Annotated in this window: 15 protein-coding genes; all 15 read left to right on the top strand. The window is 42.4% G+C overall.

The genetic code is table 11. From position 1 onward, the window contains the following. Positions 1–34 precede the first annotated feature (34 nt). The 15 genes from dxr to ACY8D0_RS04495 all read left to right on the top strand — a co-directional run bounded on the left by dxr (position 35) and on the right by ACY8D0_RS04495 (position 18,560). Positions 35–1,177, top strand: coding sequence for a 1-deoxy-D-xylulose-5-phosphate reductoisomerase (dxr, locus tag ACY8D0_RS04425; protein ID WP_462409267.1), 1,143 nt, complete (start codon positions 35–37; stop codon positions 1,175–1,177). Positions 1,178–1,268: 91 nt separating this feature from the next. Further along, on the top strand, positions 1,269–2,531 hold the full coding sequence (gene rseP / locus ACY8D0_RS04430; RefSeq protein WP_462409268.1) for an RIP metalloprotease RseP: 1,263 nt from the start codon (positions 1,269–1,271) through the stop codon (positions 2,529–2,531). Positions 2,532–2,882: 351 nt separating this feature from the next. Continuing rightward, positions 2,883–7,223, top strand: a complete 4,341-nt coding sequence (locus ACY8D0_RS04435) for a PolC-type DNA polymerase III (protein WP_462409269.1) — start codon at positions 2,883–2,885, stop codon at positions 7,221–7,223. Positions 7,224–7,427: 204 nt separating this feature from the next. Then, positions 7,428–7,898 (top strand): ribosome maturation factor RimP, encoded by a 471-nt coding sequence (gene rimP, locus ACY8D0_RS04440; protein ID WP_462409270.1) that lies wholly within the window; start codon positions 7,428–7,430, stop codon positions 7,896–7,898. A gap of 83 nt (positions 7,899–7,981) precedes the next feature. Continuing rightward, positions 7,982–9,103: a transcription termination factor NusA gene (gene nusA, locus ACY8D0_RS04445; RefSeq protein ID WP_462409271.1), complete on the top strand. Its 1,122-nt coding sequence runs from the start codon at positions 7,982–7,984 to the stop codon at positions 9,101–9,103. An 18-nt stretch (positions 9,104–9,121) separates the two neighbouring features. Continuing rightward, positions 9,122–9,406 carry an RNase P modulator RnpM gene (gene rnpM, locus ACY8D0_RS04450; RefSeq protein ID WP_462409272.1) on the top strand — a complete coding sequence of 95 codons (285 nt, stop codon included), beginning with the start codon at positions 9,122–9,124 and terminating at the stop codon, positions 9,404–9,406. Continuing rightward, entirely contained in the window at positions 9,403–9,705 is a 303-nt protein-coding gene (locus tag ACY8D0_RS04455; protein ID WP_462409273.1) for a YlxQ family RNA-binding protein, read from the top strand. The genes rnpM and ACY8D0_RS04455 overlap by 4 nt, the downstream gene beginning before the upstream one ends. A gap of 20 nt (positions 9,706–9,725) precedes the next feature. After that, the gene (infB, locus tag ACY8D0_RS04460) at positions 9,726–12,014 is read left to right on the top strand and encodes a translation initiation factor IF-2 (protein ID WP_462409274.1); all 2,289 of its coding nucleotides are present in this window, start codon (positions 9,726–9,728) and stop codon (positions 12,012–12,014) included. Further along, on the top strand, positions 12,011–12,292 hold the full coding sequence (locus tag ACY8D0_RS04465) for a DUF503 domain-containing protein (protein ID WP_462409275.1): 282 nt from the start codon (positions 12,011–12,013) through the stop codon (positions 12,290–12,292). The genes infB and ACY8D0_RS04465 overlap by 4 nt, the downstream gene beginning before the upstream one ends. A gap of 16 nt (positions 12,293–12,308) precedes the next feature. Next, positions 12,309–12,680, top strand: a complete 372-nt coding sequence (gene rbfA, locus ACY8D0_RS04470) for a 30S ribosome-binding factor RbfA (RefSeq protein WP_462409276.1) — start codon at positions 12,309–12,311, stop codon at positions 12,678–12,680. Positions 12,681–12,799: 119 nt separating this feature from the next. Further along, positions 12,800–13,714, top strand: coding sequence for a tRNA pseudouridine(55) synthase TruB (truB, locus tag ACY8D0_RS04475; RefSeq protein WP_462409277.1), 915 nt, complete (start codon positions 12,800–12,802; stop codon positions 13,712–13,714). A 32-nt stretch (positions 13,715–13,746) separates the two neighbouring features. Then, complete coding sequence (gene ribF / locus ACY8D0_RS04480) at positions 13,747–14,700, top strand: bifunctional riboflavin kinase/FAD synthetase (RefSeq protein WP_462409278.1); 954 nt, start codon at positions 13,747–13,749, stop codon at positions 14,698–14,700. 170 nt (positions 14,701–14,870) lie between these two features. After that, positions 14,871–15,140 (top strand): 30S ribosomal protein S15, encoded by a 270-nt coding sequence (gene rpsO, locus ACY8D0_RS04485; RefSeq protein WP_042456420.1) that lies wholly within the window; start codon positions 14,871–14,873, stop codon positions 15,138–15,140. Positions 15,141–15,371: 231 nt separating this feature from the next. Further along, the gene (gene pnp / locus ACY8D0_RS04490) at positions 15,372–17,489 is read left to right on the top strand and encodes a polyribonucleotide nucleotidyltransferase (protein WP_462409279.1); all 2,118 of its coding nucleotides are present in this window, start codon (positions 15,372–15,374) and stop codon (positions 17,487–17,489) included. A gap of 123 nt (positions 17,490–17,612) precedes the next feature. Further along, the gene (locus tag ACY8D0_RS04495; protein ID WP_462409949.1) at positions 17,613–18,560 is read left to right on the top strand and encodes a polysaccharide deacetylase family protein; all 948 of its coding nucleotides are present in this window, start codon (positions 17,613–17,615) and stop codon (positions 18,558–18,560) included. Positions 18,561–18,590 lie beyond the last annotated feature (30 nt).

An 18,590-nucleotide genomic window follows, 5' to 3' on the forward strand; every position in this document is an offset into this window, starting at 1 on the left:
TTGTTTTGCCTTATTACATTAGGAGATGAACAATTTGAAAACAATCAGTTTGTTGGGTGCATCAGGATCGATTGGCACCCAAACTTTAGATATTATCCGCCAGCATCCAGAGGATTTTAAACTGGCAGCTTTTTCTGTAGGGAAAAATATTGATTTTGCCCGCAAAATCATCCTTGAGTTTCAACCAGAGCTAGTTTCTGTACAAACTAAAAGTGATTATCATATATTAAAAGAAGAGTTCCCTCTGATGAAAGTTACATATGGTGATGAAGGACTGATTGAAACAGCTGTGTTTGACAAGTCTGATATACTTGTCAATGCCGTCCTTGGCAGCGTCGGTTTGAATCCGACTTTACAAGCAATTGAATCAGGAAAAACCATTGCCATTGCCAATAAAGAAACATTGGTAACAGCCGGCCATTTAGTCATGGAGGCAGCCAAAAAGCATAATGTCGCATTCTTGCCGGTAGACAGTGAACATTCAGCCATCTTTCAAGCCCTTCAGGGTGAAAAGGAAAAAAACATTGAAAGATTAATTTTGACAGCATCCGGAGGAAGCTTTCGGGACCGTACGCGAGAAGAGCTAGCTGATGTGACGGTGGAAGAGGCATTAAACCACCCTAACTGGTCCATGGGTGCTAAAATTACCATTGATTCGGCCACGATGATGAACAAAGGCTTGGAAGTAATTGAAGCACATTGGTTGTTTAACATGCCATATGACAAGATTGATGTGTTAATGCATAAGGAAAGCATTATACATTCGATGGTTGAATTCCATGACAGCAGTATCATTGCCCAACTGGGTACTCCTGATATGCGGGTGCCAATCCAATATGCACTTACCTATCCGGACCGAATGCCGCTTCCTGCAGCCAACCGCTTGGATTTGGCGAAAATAGCCTCACTGCACTTTCGGGAAATGAGTTTTGAAAGATTCAGGTGTTTACAGTTTGCTTATTCTGCAGGGAAAACGGGTGGAACCATGCCCACTGTGTTAAATGCCGCTAATGAGGCCGCGGTAGCAGCGTTTTTGCAAGGGAAAATAAAATTTTTACAAATTGAAGATTTAATCGAAAAAGCATTAATTCGACATCAGCCGATGGAACATCCGAACTTAAATGTGATTCAAGAGGTTGACAAAGAAACTAGGCAGTATGTACATTCACTTCTGTAAAAAAGTACAGAGCGCACAAGCGGGGCGGCGGAGCTAGAATGTATGATGGCAAAAGTGAAACTTTTTAACCTAAAAAAAGGTGGTTTTTACGTTGAGTACAGTTTTAGCTTTTATAGTGATTTTTGGCGCACTCGTTTTTTTTCATGAATTAGGGCATTTTGTTTTTGCAAAACGAGCAGGTATTCTTTGCCGCGAGTTTGCGATTGGAATGGGTCCAAAGGTTTTCTCCCATAAAAAAGGGGAAACTACCTATACCATCCGGTTATTGCCAATTGGCGGTTATGTAAGGATGGCAGGCGAGGATCCGGAAATGGTAGAAATCAAAGCCGGTTACCGAATTGGCCTTTTATTAGACAAAGAGGAAAGAGTATCAAAGATTATTCTTAATAACAAAGAGAAATACCCTAATTGCCGCATTGTGGAAGTGGAGTATGCCGACATTGAAAAGGATTTAGTGATAAAAGGATTTCCAGAAGATGACGAAGAACAGTTGACCACCTTTTATGTCAATCCGCAGGCAGTTCTTGTTGAAAATGGCGTGGAGTCACAAATTGCGCCTATTGACCGTCAATTCGCATCAAAAACTTTGGGACATCGGTTCATGACGATTTTTGCGGGTCCAATGAATAACTTCATCTTGGCTTTTGTTGTATTTATTGTGATTGCCCTATTGCAAGGTGTTCCGACCAACGAACCTAAACTTGGGGAAATCACCCCTGATGGTGCGGCAAAAACAGCCGGACTTCAGGAAGGTGATATTGTTCAAAGCATAGATGGTTCAGAAATTTCAAGCTGGAATGATGTCGTTGAAATAATAAGGGAAAATCCGAATAACAAATTGGATTTTTCAATTATCCGTAACGGGAAAGAGATGGACATTCAAGTAACACCGGAAGAAAAAACGGTTGATAAACAGAAAATGGGAATGATTGGCGTTTACAGCCCCGTTGAAAAATCACCTGTCCAAGCTGTTACGTCCGCTGGAAAAGAAACCTATTTCTGGACCACCCAAATATTTGTCAGTCTTGGTAAATTAGTTACCGGGCAATTTTCCATTGATGCCCTTTCAGGTCCAGTGGGCATATATGTTTCCACGGATGAAGTAGCGAAGTCCGGCATTTTTTATTTAATGAAATGGGCCGGGATTTTAAGTATCAACTTAGGAATCATGAACTTGCTGCCAATTCCTGCGCTAGATGGCGGCAGATTAATGTTTTTTGCCTTAGAAGCCGTAAGGGGAAAACCAATCGATCGCCAAAAAGAAGGAATGGTTCATTTTATTGGATTTGCGCTCCTGATGTTATTGATGTTGGTCGTCACTTGGAACGATATCCAAAGATTCTTCTTAAAATAGTGAAAACAAAAAACGCCCTTGCAGATTGACTAAGCAGGGGCGTTTTTTGTGAAGTATATAATGATTTGGGACTTTGAGAATTATCCAGCTCCACAAGAAGGGGCTTCGACAGCATAGGCATGCATGAACAAAAAGCGTAAGCTTTTTGGAGGAGGCCTGTCGCGAGCTGACCATTAAGGAAAGCTTCCTAAGAATAGGCTTCGCAGGAACAAGTGTTTTGTGCTTGTTCCGAGGGCGCTTGCGCTTTTCTAATAACAGGAAGAAGTTTTCTGTCGAATAAAGCCGAATGCTGCATCAACATATGTTATAATTACATTTTAGAAATAACTATAAGTAGAGATTTAGATATAGATGGGAGAGAGAACGTTGAGCGGTCTTGCCTTAGGGAATAAAGAGCGATTCTTACTCTTGCTCCAGCAGATTCAATTAACAGAGGATGCTGTGATGAACCATTTCAACAATGCACAGATTGAAAGGCTGTTAGTTGAAAAAAAATCAAGGAAATGGCATTTTCAATTTTTGTTTGAAAAAATCCTTCCTTATCAGGTGTACATGCAATTTACAACCAGATTGGAGAGAGCTTTTGCTGAAATAGCCAAAGTCTCCTACGATTTAAATATATTGGATAAAACCATCACACCGCAATTAGTCTTGGATTACTGGAATTATTGCATCCAGCAAATCGATGGGATTTCACCACCTCTATTAAAATTACTTACTGGCCGAATGCCGCAAATCAGCGGAAACAAGCTGACCATCTTCGTGCACAATGATGCAGAGGGGCTCACATTAAAACGAAAGTATGGAACGATGATTAGTGAGGTCTATCAATCCTTTGGATTTCCTCCCCTTGTTTTTGAGACAGACCTAAAACAGGAAGAATCAAATGAGGAATACGAGAAGTTTTTAGAGGCCAAGCAAAAGGAAGACTCTGAACGTGCCCTTTTGGCAATGGTTGAAATGCAAAAGAAAGAGGCTGAGAAAGAACAAGGCGGAACAGAAGCACACGATGGCCCTCTATCTATTGGTCTTACGATTAAAGATGACAATGAACTTCGCAGTTTAATTGAAATTGTTGACGAAGAACGCCGGATTGTCGCGGAAGGTTACATCTTTGATGCAGAAATCCGGGAATTACGAAGCGGCCGTTCACTATTAACCTTTAAAATGACGGACTATACAAGTTCTATCATGGTTAAAATGTTTTCGCGGGATAAAGAAGATGCCGCTCAATTTGCACGTGTGAAAAAAGGCATGTGGGTGAGGGTAAGGGGAAGTATCCAGAACGATACATTCGTCCGTGACCTTGTAATGATCGCAAACGATATAAATGAATTTAAGCCAATGGGACGGAAGGATACCGCACCGGAAGGCGAAAAACGAGTGGAGCTCCACCTTCATACCCCTATGAGTCAGATGGATGCCGTTACCCCTGTAAGTGCACTCGTAGCCCAGGCGGCGAAATGGGGACATAAAGCGATTGCGGTTACAGACCATGCGGTTGGCCAATCATTTCCAGAGGCATTCAGCGCGGGGAAGAAAAACGGCGTTAAAATCCTTTATGGGGTTGAGGCGAATCTAGTCGATGATGGTGTGCCAATCGTTTATAATGATGCCCATCGGTTACTTACAGACGATACCTATGTTGTCTTTGACGTTGAAACAACCGGGCTTTCGGCAGTATTTGACACAATCATCGAGCTTGCGGCTGTTAAGATAAAAGGCGGGGAAATCATCGACCGATTTGAGTCGTTCGCCAATCCGCATCATCGGCTTAGTGCGACAACCATTAATCTGACAGGGATTACCGATGATATGGTACAAACGGCGCCAGATGTGCCCGAAGTGCTGCAAAGGTTCTATGATTGGGCTGGGGATTCCGTGCTAGTTGCACATAATGCGTCTTTTGACATGGGATTCCTAAATGTCGGATACAAAAATATGGGGCTTGAAAAGGCAAAAAACCCTGTCATCGACACACTTGAATTGGGACGTTTCCTTTACCCTGAATTAAAAAACCACCGGTTAAATACATTGGCGAAAAAGTTTGACATCGAACTAACCCAGCATCACCGGGCGATTTATGATGCCGAAGCCACCGGCTACCTGCTGTTGAAGATGCTAAAGGATGCTGCGGAAAAGGACATCGAATATCACGATCAATTTAATGAGCATATGGGGCAAGGAAACGCCTACCAGAGGGCCAGGCCGTATCATTGCACGTTGATGGCCCAAACGGAGGCGGGATTAAAAAACCTGTTTAAAATTATATCCATTGCCCATCTTGAGTACTTTTACCGAGTGCCGCGCATTCCAAGGTCCGTATTGCAAAAATACAGGGAAGGAATCTTGGTCGGATCCGCTTGTGACAAAGGAGAAGTGTTTGAGGGCATGATGCAAAAATCTCCTGAAGAAGTGGAGGAGACCGCCCGTTTTTATGACTATTTTGAAGTAATGCCGAAGGAAGTATACGCTCCATTACTAGAAATGGAATTGGTCCGTGATGAAAAATCATTAGAAAAAATTATCGGCAACATTGTTTTCTTAGGTGAAAAATTGGGAATTCCAGTCGTTGCAACAGGAAATGTCCATTACTTAAATGAGAATGATAAAATTTATCGGCAAATCCTCATCAATTCACAAGGCGGGGCCAATCCGCTAAACCGCCATAAACTGCCGGATGTTCATTTCCGGACCACAAATGATATGCTCGATGCCTTTGCTTTCCTAGGGAAGGACAAAGCAAAAGAGATTGTGGTGACGAATACCAATAAAATTGCGGATATGATCGAGGAAATCAAGCCGATTAAAGACGAACTCTATACTCCAAAGATTGAAGGAGCAGAAGAGGAGATGCGCCGGATGAGTTATGTTATGGCGCACCAAATATATGGTGACCCGCTGCCGGAAATAGTGGAAGCCCGCTTGGAAAAAGAATTGAAGAGTATTATCGGCCACGGTTTTGCGGTCATTTATTTGATTGCCCATAAACTTGTTAAAAAGTCATTGAACGACGGTTATCTGGTTGGATCACGGGGATCGGTCGGTTCCTCATTAGTCGCCACGATGACGGAAATTACCGAGGTAAATCCGCTTCCGCCACATTATATCTGTCCGAATTGCAAGCATTCTGAGTTCTTTAATGACGGCTCAGTCGGTTCGGGATTTGACCTGCCGGATAAAAACTGTCCACAATGTGGCACCGTCTATAAAAAGGATGGGCACGATATTCCATTCGAAACGTTCCTTGGCTTTAAAGGGGATAAGGTTCCAGATATTGACTTAAACTTTTCAGGGGAATATCAGCCAAGGGCACATAACTATACAAAGGTGTTGTTCGGTGAGGATAATGTGTATCGGGCAGGAACAATCGGCACAGTTGCGGATAAGACGGCATTTGGATATGTAAGGGCCTATCAGCAGGAAAATAATCTGCAAATCCGTAATGCTGAAGTGGAAAGACTTGCTTCAGGTTGTACAGGCGTAAAAAGAACGACCGGCCAGCACCCTGGAGGCATCATCGTTATTCCTGATTATATGGATGTATTTGATTTTAGCCCTATTCAATTCCCGGCAGATGACCGAAATTCTGAATGGCGGACAACCCATTTCGACTTCCATTCAATCCATGATAACGTGCTTAAACTGGATATTCTGGGACACGATGATCCAACTGTGATTCGGATGCTTCAAGATTTGAGTGGAATCGACCCGAAAACAATACCGACGGATGATCCTGAAGTGATGAAGATTTTTAGCAGTACCGAATCACTGGGAGTAACGGAACAACAAATCATGTGCAAAACAGGAACATTAGGAATTCCTGAGTTCGGAACAAGGTTTGTCCGGCAGATGCTGGAAGATACAAAACCGACCACTTTTTCTGAGCTCGTGCAAATATCCGGATTATCACATGGTACAGATGTATGGCTGGGAAATGCTCAAGAACTGATTCAAAACCGGACTTGTAACTTGAGCGAAGTAATTGGATGCCGCGATGACATTATGGTTTATTTAATTTATCAGGGACTTGAGCCATCCTTTGCCTTTAAAATTATGGAGTCAGTCCGTAAAGGGAAAGGCTTAACAGAAGACATGGAAGCTGAAATGCGCAGGAACGAAGTGCCGGAATGGTATATTGATTCATGTAAAAAAATTAAATACATGTTCCCGAAAGCCCACGCAGCAGCCTATGTGCTAATGGCTGTAAGGATTGCTTACTTTAAAGTCCATTTGCCATTACTGTACTACGCAGCATATTTCACAGTCCGTGCCGAAGATTTCGATCTTGAAATTATGACGAAGGGTCCTGAAGCGATTCGGGGGAAAATTGAAGAAATCAATGTCAAAGGCTTGGACGCGTCTAATAAAGAAAAGAGCTTGTTGACAGTTCTTGAACTTGCCCTGGAAATGACGGAGAGAGGATATTCCTTCCAAAACTATGATCTTTACAAGTCAGCGTCATCAGAATTTATCATTGAGGGGAATACGTTGATTCCTCCGTTTAATTCGATTCCGGGTCTTGGTACCAATGCTGCTGTTAACATAGTGAAGGCCAGGGCGGAAGGGGAGTTTCTTTCCAAAGAGGATCTGCAGCAGCGTGGAAAAGTTTCGAAAACAATTCTTGAATATCTAGACAAACAAGGCTGTCTGGAATCATTGCCAGAACAGAATCAGCTTTCCCTTTTCTAGGGTAGTGAAACACGCATTACAGGGATAACATTTGCACTTCATAGGTGATTATGTTATAGTTTTATTGGAAATACTAAGAAATACTCTCGTGTTCAAGAGTGGGAACCCTCCCACTCTTTCGTTTGTTTAAATGGTTTTCTTTTTTGATTTTTTTAATGGCATTTAGAGCAACTACATAGAATATGGTGGAAAAGGAGGTCTAGCATGAGCAAAATAACAGAAGTAGTAGAAGAGCTGGCTGCACCAATTTTTCAAGAACTTGGCATGGAATTAGTCGATATTGAGTATGTGAAGGAAGGAAAAAGCTGGTTCCTTCGCGTATATATCGATAAAGAAACTGGAGTAGATATTGAAGACTGCGGTCTTGTCAGTGAACGATTAAGCGAAAAGCTTGATCAAGTAGATCCTATTCCTCATAACTATTTTCTAGAAGTATCATCACCCGGCGCAGAGCGCCCATTAAAAAAAGAAAAAGATTTTCAAAAAGCTATCGGGAAAAATGTCTTTATCAAAACATATGAACCCATTAATGGGGAAAAAACGTTTGAGGGTACCTTACTTGAATATGACGGCCAGACTGTAAAATTGGAAGTCAAAATAAAGACCCGTAAAAAGACCGTTGAAATTCCCGTTGAAAAACTAGCTAGCGCCCGCTTGGCCGTAACTTTTTCATAGAGAAAAGCGGAAAGCGCACTAGGGTGGAGCTGGACAATTCTTAAAGTTGAAAATTTAATATAAGGTTAGGGGGATACAAACAAATGAGCAGCGAATTATTAGATGCTCTTACCGTGCTGGAGAAAGAGAAAGGTATTTCCAGAGACGTATTAATTGACGCCATTGAAGCTGCACTTATTTCTGCTTATCGCCGTAATTTCAATCAGGCGCAAAACGTAAGAATCGATCTGAATCTGCAAACAGGAACCATGCGTGTCTTTGCACGTAAGGAAGTCGTTGATAATGTCTATGATCCGCGTTTAGAAATATCTTTAGAGGACTCGAGACGGCTTAATCCGAATTATCAAGTGGAAGATGTCGTGGAAATGGAAGTAACTCCAAAAGATTTTGGGAGAATTGCTGCCCAAACGGCCAAACAAGTGGTGACCCAGCGTGTAAGGGAAGCAGAACGGGGCATTATCTATTCTGAATTTATTGACCGTGAAGAAGACATTATGACGGGTATTGTCCAAAGACTTGATTCCAAGTTTATTTATGTCAGTCTTGGGAAAATTGAGGCATTGCTGCCTGTCAATGAACAAATGCCAAATGAACGGTACAAGCCGCATGACCGGATTAAGGTGTTTATCACTAAAGTGGAAAAAACCACAAAGGGACCGCAAATTTTTGTATCCCGTACACATCCAGGGCTCTTAAAACGCCTATTTGAAATTGAAGTGCCGGAAATTTATGATGGTACTGTGGAAATTAAATCAGTGGCCCGAGAAGCAGGGGACCGCTCGAAGATATCCGTTCACTCCGATAACTCGGAAGTGGACCCGGTCGGAGCATGCGTTGGTCCAAAAGGTGCAAGGGTGCAGGCCGTTGTGAATGAATTAAAAGGTGAAAAAATCGACATTGTGAAATGGTCAGATGACCCGGTTGTCTTCGTTGCCAATGCACTAAGCCCATCGAAAGTCCTTGACGTAATGGTCAATGAAGATGAAAAAGCAACGACCGTGGTCGTGCCAGATTACCAACTATCTTTAGCCATTGGCAAGCGCGGACAAAATGCCCGGCTCGCTGCAAAACTAACGGGCTGGAAGATTGACATAAAATCAGAGTCTGAAGCCCGTGAAAAGGGTATTTATCCTCGAGAGGAACCAATCAGATTATTTGATGATTCCACTGAATCGGATTTTGATTTTGACGAAGAGTTAGACTAAGCTTGGGGTGAATAATTCGTGAACACAAAAAGAAAAGTTCCGATGCGCAAATGTGTAGCAACCGGTGAAATGAAACCGAAAAAAGAACTCGTTCGCATTGTTCGCTCAAAAGAAGGCGAAGTATCTATCGATTTAACGGGGAAAAAGTCCGGCAGGGGAGCCTACCTTTCCAAAGACAAGGATGCTGTCCTGCTGGCAAAGAAAAAAAATATACTATCCAATCATCTCGAAGTTTCTATAGATGAATCTCTATACGATGAACTTCTTGGACTAATCGAGAAGGAGAATGGGGCTTCCAAATGAAGCAAAATCAATGGATGTCTCTCCTAGGGTTGGCCAATCGAGCACGGAAAATCATATCAGGTGAAGAGCTGACTGTAAAGCAAATCCGCAGTGGAAATGCAAAGGTTGTTTTATTATCTGCAGATGCATCTCAAAATACGACAAAAAAAATTACAGATAAATGTAATTCTTATGCTGTTCCTATAAAAATAGTAGAAAATCGTTATCTTCTTGGCCAAGCAATTGGCAAAGAAGCCCGCGTTGTTGTAGCTGTTTTAGATGATGGATTTGCCAAGAAACTGGTGACGTTGCTCGATTAAATCTTGCGGGGGTGAAATGAATGAGTAAAATGCGTGTTTATGAGTATGCAAAAAAACATAACCTTTCCAGTAAGGAAATTATTACAAAATTAAAAGAAATGAATATAGAGGTTTCAAACCATATGGCTACATTGGAGGCAGGAGACATTAAAAAACTGGATTCAGTCTACACTAAAAAAGAAAGCAACTCCCCACAGCAAAAACAGGGGAATGCTTCCCAACCAAAAAGTTCCAACAATCCGCGCCCTGCTGGACAAAATATGACCAACAAACCGGCAGTGCAACCAAAGTCAAATCCTAAGGCTTTTGAGGAAGACGATGAGAAATTGGCTGTTCCTGGGAAAGTGAAAGTTGCGGCACCGCCAAAAACAAAGGAAGGCAAGAAACACGACCAGGAATACCAGTCGAAAGAGAATAAAGCCTTTCAAGCAGGAAAGGGTAAAAGTAAACCAAATCATAATCAACAGCAAAATCGGAATCATAATAATAATAGGCGGAAAAACCAGCCGCCTGTACAGCAAGTAGCAGCGCCTCAGAAGAAGAAGGAAAAAGAATTGCCATCCAAAATTACGTTCAGTGAGTCGCTAACAGTAGCGGAACTGGCTAAAAAGCTCCATCGCGAGCCTTCTGAAATTATCAAAAAGCTATTCCTGCTTGGTGTAATGGCCACCATCAACCAAGTATTGGAAAAAGACGCAATTGAACTGATTGCCGGTGAATATGGGGTAGAAGTGGAAGAAGAAATTAAAGTCGATGCCACTGACCTAGAAATTTATTTTACTGAAGATGCACCCGAAAACCTTGGGGAGCGCCCTGCCGTTGTCACTATCATGGGTCACGTTGACCATGGTAAAACGACCCTTCTTGATTCCATTCGGAATACAAAAGTAACCGAAGGGGAAGCTGGTGGTATTACCCAGCATATCGGAGCATATCAGGTTGTTGAAAATGGCAAGAAGATTACCTTCTTGGATACACCAGGTCACGCTGCCTTTACAACCATGCGTGCCCGTGGAGCACAAATTACGGATATTACCATCCTTGTAGTAGCTGCCGATGACGGGGTAATGCCGCAAACGGTCGAAGCCATCAACCATGCCAAAGCAGCAGAAGTGCCAATTATTGTTGCAGTCAATAAGATGGATAAACCCGATGCTAATGCTGACCGTGTCATGCAAGAACTTACCGAGCACGGTTTAGTGGCGGAAGCCTGGGGCGGAGAAACCATTTTTGTTCCACTATCCGCCAAAACCGGCGAAGGAATCGATAACCTGCTCGAAATGATTCTTTTGGTCAGCGAAGTGGAAGAATATAAAGCAAACCCTAACCGGAATGCGGTTGGTACCGTAATAGAAGCCAGATTGGATAAAGGCCGAGGTTCCATAGCCACATTGCTTGTCCAAAACGGCACTTTAAAAATCGGTGATCCGATTGTCGTGGGGAATACACATGGCCGTGTCAGGGCGATGGTTAACGATTTAGGACGCCGCGTCAAGGATGCTGGCCCGTCTACACCAGTTGAAATTACCGGTCTGAATGAAGTTCCACAGGCTGGGGACCGTTTCGTTGTATTTGACGATGAGAAAACGGCTCGTCAGGTAGGAGAAACACGTGCACAGCAGGCGCTTGCAGCCCAGCGTGGTGAAAAAACTCGTGTGAGCTTGGATAACTTATTCGAACAATTAAAGCAAGGTGAAATGAAGGACTTAAATATCATCATCAAAGCCGATGTTCAAGGATCTGCGGAAGCTTTGGCCGCATCTTTATTGAAAATAGATGTTGAAGGTGTAGCAATTAAAATTATCCATAGTGGTACTGGAGCCATCAATGAGTCCGATGTCACCCTTGCTTCGGCATCAAATGCCATCGTTATTGGTTTCAATGTCCGTCCTGATGCCAATGCCAAACGTGCGGCAGAGTCCGAGAAGGTAGATGTCCGTCTGCACCGAATCATTTACAAAGTCATTGAGGAAATGGAAGCAGCCATGAAGGGTATGCTTGACCCTGAATTCCAAGAGAAAATTATCGGTCAAGCCGAGGTTAGACAAACCTTTAAAGTATCCAAGGTGGGTACAATTGCTGGTTCCTATGTAACAGACGGTAAAATTACCCGCGATAGTGGGGTTCGGGTCATCCGCGACGGAATTGTCATCTTTGAAGGTGAAGTGGATGCGTTAAAACGTTATAAGGACGACGCTAAAGAGGTTTCACATGGATATGAATGTGGAATCACGATTAAAAACTTTAATGATGTCAAAGAAGGCGACGTGATTGAAGCGTACGTGATGGAAGAAGTCGAGCGTAAATGATCATCGGCGTCGCCGCATGCGAATGCATGATCTATGATGCCCATTCTTTGAAAGAGAAGCGGGCGGTTTTGCAACGAATTCTTACCCGGCTGAAACAAAAATTCAATGTTTCAGCTGCAGAAGTAGACTTCCAAGATGTTTGGCAACGGACAAAGATTGCCATTGCAGCGGTTTCCCAAGCAAAGATTGGGGCCGAACAAGAATTGCAAAATGCGTTAAAGCTAATTGACTCGTTTCCAGAGATCGAGAGGACAATCACCGAAATAGAATGGCTTTAAATAAGAGGTGAATGTGATGAGCCTGAGAGCAAATCGTGTTGGAGAGCAAATGAAAAAAGAACTGAGTGACATTATAGGCCGTAAAATTAAGGATCCACGGATTGGCTTTGTAACAGTCACGGATGTTCAAGTAACAGGAGATTTGCAGCAAGCAAAAGTATTTATTTCCGTATTGGGCGACGATGAGCAAAAAGAGAATACTTTAAAAGGTTTGGCAAAAGCAAAAGGTTTTATCCGAACGGAAATTGGCCATCGGATTCGTTTGCGGAAAACGCCGGAAATTATTTTTGAATTCGATGAGTCGATTGATTATGGAAACCGGATTGAAACATTGCTTCATCAAATTCAATCTAGTGACCAACAGCAAGAATCAAATGACGAAGAGTAAATCTCTTTTTTAGTCGGAAAATGCATCTCCTAAGAATGAATTGACCCCATACAAAAACGGGAGAAATGGATAGACGCTTGTCTATCCATTTTTTTCGGGTTGAAAGGAGTATCCGTTTATTGGAAGGAATTTTACCACTATATAAGCCGGCTGGATTAACCAGTCATGATTGTGTTTTTAAATTAAGGAAGATCCTAAAAACCAAAAAGATCGGTCATACCGGGACTCTTGACCCAGATGTGACCGGTGTTCTGCCAATTTGCATTGGTAAGGCCACAAAGGTGGCTGAATACATCACGGATGCCGGAAAAGCCTATGAGGGCGAAGTGACCATTGGTTATTCCACGACAACTGAAGATTCCTCAGGTGAAGTGGTTGAACAAAAATCAGTGGACCGGACCGTATCCCGCGAAGAAATACTGAACGTTCTTGCTGCTTTTACGGGTGAAATCGAGCAAACACCGCCCATGTTTTCGGCAGTTAAGGTAAATGGAGTCCGCTTGTATGAATATGCCCGTAAAGGAATCCAGGTGGAACGGCCAACAAGAAAGGTGAAAATCTATTCCATTGAATTGCTGGATGGGCGAACCGAATTCTCCGGTGATATCATTCGATTTCGATTTCGTGTCAGCTGCAGTAAAGGGACCTATATTCGGACATTGGCTGTCATGATTGGGGAAGCTTTGGGGTTTCCGGCCCACATGTCAGCATTGAGCAGAATCCGGTCCGCATCATTTACGCTAGACGACTGTTTGACATTTGAACAAATCGAGTCCCTAGTGGAGGAAGGAAAAATAGCGAACTATTTAAGACCCTTAGAAACCGCACTTTCTCATTTGCCGAAAATGCATATTAATGATAAAGTAGCAGTGAAAGTGAAAAACGGTGCGCTGTTAACAATTCCTGATCACTTAGAGACATGTGACGAGCCTATCATCGCTGAAAGCGCAGATGGACTGGCACTGGCTATTTATTCTAAGCATCCCAATAAGCCCGGTCTGCTTAAACCGGTTAAGGTGTTAAGGAACGATTAGAAAAAGGTACGGATAGAAAAGGTGAAGTTCAATTGGAAGTATTAAAGCTTAGTTTTCCATTAAACTCAGGAAAAACCGAATTTCCTCCCCTGGCAATGGCCCTTGGCTATTTTGACGGGGTCCATCGGGGTCATCAGCAAGTCATTGCTGAAGCGAAAAAACAAGCGAACGAGAATGGACTGCAATGTGCCGTTATGACATTTGACCCGCATCCATCTGTGGTCTTGGGGAAAAATGAAAGGCATGTGCAGTATATCACGCCACTAACGGAAAAAATCAATAAAATTGCAGAGCTTGGAGCAGACTATTTATTTATTGTCCATTTCACTCCAGAATTTGCAAATTTGCTTCCACAAGAATTCGTAGACCAATATATCATTGGGTTGAATGTCAAACATGTGGTAGCCGGCTTTGATTTTACCTATGGAAGAATGGGGAAAGGGACGATGGAGACCTTGCCATTTCATTCAAGAGAAATGTTTTCTTTCTCAGTGGTTCCCAAGTATACGGAAGGGAATGAAAAGGTGAGCTCCACTCGAATTCGCAAGCTGCTTGCTGAGGGAAAAATGGAGGAACTGCCAGGACTCCTAGGCAGATTTTATACTACCCCTGGGACTGTGGTGCATGGCGAAAAACGGGGCAGGACGATTGGGTTTCCCACAGCAAATGTCGGGATATCAGATGAATACATTCTGCCGCCGACTGGAGTTTATGCGGTCAGGTTAAAAGTGCAAGGGTGTTGGTATAATGGGGTTTGTAATGTTGGATATAAACCCACCTTCAATAACGAATCCATAAAACTTTCCGTTGAGGTTCATTTATTTGATTTCAACCAAGACATTTATGGGGAGAAGGTATACGTTGAATGGCATCGCTACCTGAGACAGGAACAAAAATTTTCTGGAATTGAGGAACTGGTCCGTCAAATTGAACAGGATAAGAACAACGCCATTCAATACTTTAAAGAAAATCGACAAACACCTTAAAATTAGTATAAAAAAAGGATTTTTCCTGTAATATATTCGCGATTAAACTTGCATTTTTAAACAAAACACGGTATTCTTAAATACGTATTAAAAATAACCTTTGCTTGGCAAGTCGAGTCACCGACGCTTGCTCGGTAAATGGGGATTGTAATTTTAGGAGGTGAACATGGATGGCAATCACACAAGAGCGTAAAAATGAAATTATCAATGAGTACAAAACTCATGAGAACGACACAGGATCTGCAGAAGTTCAAATCGCTGTCCTTACAGAACAAATCAACAACTTAAACGACCACTTGCGTACTCACAAAAAAGATCATCACTCACGCCGCGGTCTTTTAAAAATGGTTGGTAAACGTCGTAATCTTTTAACATACCTACGTAACAAAGATGTACAGCGTTACCGCGTGTTAATCAATAAGCTTGGCCTACGTCGTTAGTTTACAGAAGCGGGATTTTTCCCGCTTTTTTATTAGCTTAAAAAGAATAAAATTATTTTCCATTATACATATTTTTTAAGTCAGGATTTTTTGTCAATAATATAAATAGACTTTGCTCCTAAAATATAAGCGATTCCGCTTTTTATTAATAATTGAAATTTGGCAAGATGATGGCAGTAATTCAAATTTTGCATCATCCTCCCAAGTGATTAGATTGAGAGGGATAAAAATATGGAACAAATGAAACATGTGTATTCCATGGATTGGGCCGGCCGTACTTTAACAGTTGAAATTGGACAACTGGCCAAGCAGGCAAACGGCGCGGTATTAGTCCGATTTGGGGATACAGCTGTATTAAGTACAGCAACGGCTTCAAAAGAGCCAAAGAATTTAGACTTTTTTCCATTAACCGTTAACTACGAGGAACGGTTATATGCTGTTGGAAAAATACCTGGCGGTTTCATCAAGCGTGAAGGCCGTCCAAGTGAGAAAGCAATTTTGGCCAGCCGACTCATTGACCGGCCAATTCGTCCGCTATTTGCCGATGGTTTCCGCAATGATGTCCAAGTCATCAGTATGGTCATGAGTGTGGACCAAGATTGTTCTCCGGAAATGGCTGCGATGCTTGGATCATCATTGGCACTTTGTGTTTCCGACATACCGTTCGAAGGACCTATAGCCGGAGTGGTGGTAGGAAGAGTTGATGACCAATTTGTCATCAATCCGACAGTAGAACAGGCGGAAAAAAGTGATATACACCTAACAGTGGCTGGCACGAAAGATGCCATCAACATGGTTGAAGCAGGCGCTAATGAGGTGCCTGAAGAAGTTATGCTTGAAGCCATCATGTTCGGTCATGAAGAAATCAAACGACTTATTGATTTTCAAGAGAAAATTTCCACTGAAATCGGTAAAGAGAAAAGGCAAATCAGTTTATATGAAATTGACGCCGAGCTGGAAGCAGAAGTAAGAGAAATATGCGAAGCGGACATGATTAATGCCATTCAGGTTCAAGAGAAGCATGCCCGTGAAGATGCTATTAATGAAGTGAAGAATCAGGTATTGGCTAAATATGTAGAACAAGAAGCCGCAGATGAAGACCTGAAACAAGTCAAACAAATTCTGGACAAGATTGTAAAAGGTGAAGTGCGCCGTTTAATAACCGTCGAGAAAATCCGTCCGGACGGCCGTAAGATTGATGAAATCCGCCCTTTGTCTTCTCAGGTGGGAATTTTGCCCCGTACCCATGGTTCTGGTCTTTTCACAAGAGGACAGACACAGGCTTTGAGCATCTGTACACTTGGAGCAATGGGAGATGTGCAAATTCTGGATGGCCTGGGTATCGAAGAGGAAAAACGGTTTATGCACCATTATAATTTTCCTTCCTTTAGTGTAGGCGAGACAGGGCCGATTCGTGGACCAGGCCGCCGTGAAATTGGACATGGTGCGTTGGGAGAACGTGCATTGGAACCAGTGATTCCGTCGGAAAAAGATTTTCCGTATACAATCCGCCTTGTTTCAGAGGTTCTCGAATCCAATGGTTCCACCTCACAGGCAAGTATATGCGGCAGCACTTTAGCGATGATGGATGCAGGTGTGCCTATTAAAGCACCTGTTGCCGGTATTGCCATGGGACTGGTGAAATCTGGTGAGCATTATACGGTCTTAACAGATATTCAAGGAATGGAAGACCATTTAGGTGACATGGATTTCAAGGTGGCCGGGACTGCCAAAGGGGTTACCGCGCTGCAAATGGATATTAAGATAGAAGGGCTTTCACGGGAAATTTTAGAAGAAGCGCTCCAGCAGGCTAAAAAAGGAAGAATGCAAATATTGGAGCATATGCTGGCAACTATTTCCGAGCCTCGGTCTGAGTTATCACAATTTGCTCCGAAAATCTTAACTATGAACATTAATCCTGATAAAATCCGTGATGTCATTGGACCAAGCGGAAAACAAATCAATAAGATTATTGAGGAAACTGGCGTTAAGATTGATATCGAGCAAGATGGCACCATCTTTATTGCTTCTGCCAATTCAGAAATGAACCAAAAAGCAAAGAGTATCATCGAAGATCTTGTCCGAGAAGTGGTTGTTGGGCAATATTACCTCGGTAAAGTAAAACGCATTGAAAAGTTCGGTGCTTTCGTTGAGATTTTTGCCGGCAAAGATGGTCTGGTTCATATTTCAGAACTGGCCGAGGAAAGAGTCGGTAAAGTTGAAGATGTGGTCAAGCTTGGTGATGAAATGCTTGTCAAAGTCACCGAAATTGATAAGCAAGGCCGCGTGAATTTATCCCGAAAAGCAGTATTGAAAGAACAACGGGAAAAAGCAGAAGAAAAGCAATAAATCAGAAGGGGGCTAAATTGCCCTTCTGATTTACCTTTAAGAAAGCTCGCCAATCGGCGAGTTTTCTTTATGTTCTACCTTGTCCCCTCCCTACATAATCTGTATGGAAGGGGGAACAGGATGATGAAAAACGCATTTGTTTTATTGATAATTGGACTGTTTGCTTTGTTTTTTGTGAACAATCCCATTGTTCATCATTATTTGGCAGATTTATCAGATTCCGCATTGCCTGCAGGGAATGATGCGGATACACTTTACCAAAGCATCTTGAAAAATGCACCTACATACGAAAAACCGCCTTCTGACGCAAAAATTGATCAGGTATGGAAGGCGATGCCTGGATATAATGGAGTAAAGGTTGACGTGGAAGCATCATATAAAAATATGAAAAAAAAGGGGATCTTTGACAAAGATAAGCTGGTATTTTCACAAATTAAGCCCAAAATACATTTGGAAGATTTAGCTCCTTCACCTATTTACAGAGGTCATCCTGATAAACCAATGATATCGTTTATTATAAATGTGGCGTGGGGTAATGAATATTTGCCTGATATGCTTAAAACACTAAAAAAGCATAATGTATCGGCCAGTTTTTTTCTGGAAGGAAACTGGGTTAAAAAAAATCCCGAACTTGCAAAGATGATTGTCAGCGCTGGACATGAGGTGGGGAATCATTCCTATACACACCCTGATATGGCAAAGTTAACAGCCTCACAAGCCAGGGAGCAAATCAGCAAGACTAATGAAATAATAGAAGCCGTTACGGAGCAGAAATCTGAATGGTTTGGTCCGCCAAGCGGCAGTTATCGTGATGAAACGGTCAAGATTGCCAATGAATTAAACATGAAAACGGTATTGTGGACAGTCGATACCATTGATTGGCAAAAGCCATCTCCTGATACCCTAATAAACCGTGTCATAACAAAAGTGGATAATGGAGCAATAATTCTCATGCATCCAACCGAGTCCACCGCTAAAGCCCTGGATCGGTTAATTACAGAAATTGAACAGAAAAATTTAAAAATCGGAACGGTATCAGAATTGATGAATGAAGAAAGAATTATGAAATAGGAGGAAACCATAGCTAAAAGTTGGATAAAA

Source organism: Neobacillus camarae, assembly GCF_054950115.1.

Excerpts from the sequence above, each read along its gene's own strand:
- ACY8D0_RS04435 (WP_462409269.1), top strand. The coding sequence starts at position 2,883 with ATGGGAGAGAGAACGTTGAGCGGTCTTGCCTTAGGGAATAAAGAGCGA.
- rimP (WP_462409270.1), top strand. The coding sequence starts at position 7,428 with ATGAGCAAAATAACAGAAGTAGTAGAAGAGCTGGCTGCACCAATTTTT.
- nusA (WP_462409271.1), top strand. The coding sequence starts at position 7,982 with ATGAGCAGCGAATTATTAGATGCTCTTACCGTGCTGGAGAAAGAGAAA.
- ACY8D0_RS04455 (WP_462409273.1), top strand. The coding sequence starts at position 9,403 with ATGAAGCAAAATCAATGGATGTCTCTCCTAGGGTTGGCCAATCGAGCA.
- infB (WP_462409274.1), top strand. The coding sequence starts at position 9,726 with ATGAGTAAAATGCGTGTTTATGAGTATGCAAAAAAACATAACCTTTCC.
- ACY8D0_RS04465 (WP_462409275.1), top strand. The coding sequence starts at position 12,011 with ATGATCATCGGCGTCGCCGCATGCGAATGCATGATCTATGATGCCCAT.
- rbfA (WP_462409276.1), top strand. The coding sequence starts at position 12,309 with ATGAGCCTGAGAGCAAATCGTGTTGGAGAGCAAATGAAAAAAGAACTG.
- rpsO (WP_042456420.1), top strand. The coding sequence starts at position 14,871 with ATGGCAATCACACAAGAGCGTAAAAATGAAATTATCAATGAGTACAAA.
- pnp (WP_462409279.1), top strand. The coding sequence starts at position 15,372 with ATGGAACAAATGAAACATGTGTATTCCATGGATTGGGCCGGCCGTACT.
- ACY8D0_RS04495 (WP_462409949.1), top strand. The coding sequence starts at position 17,613 with ATGAAAAACGCATTTGTTTTATTGATAATTGGACTGTTTGCTTTGTTT.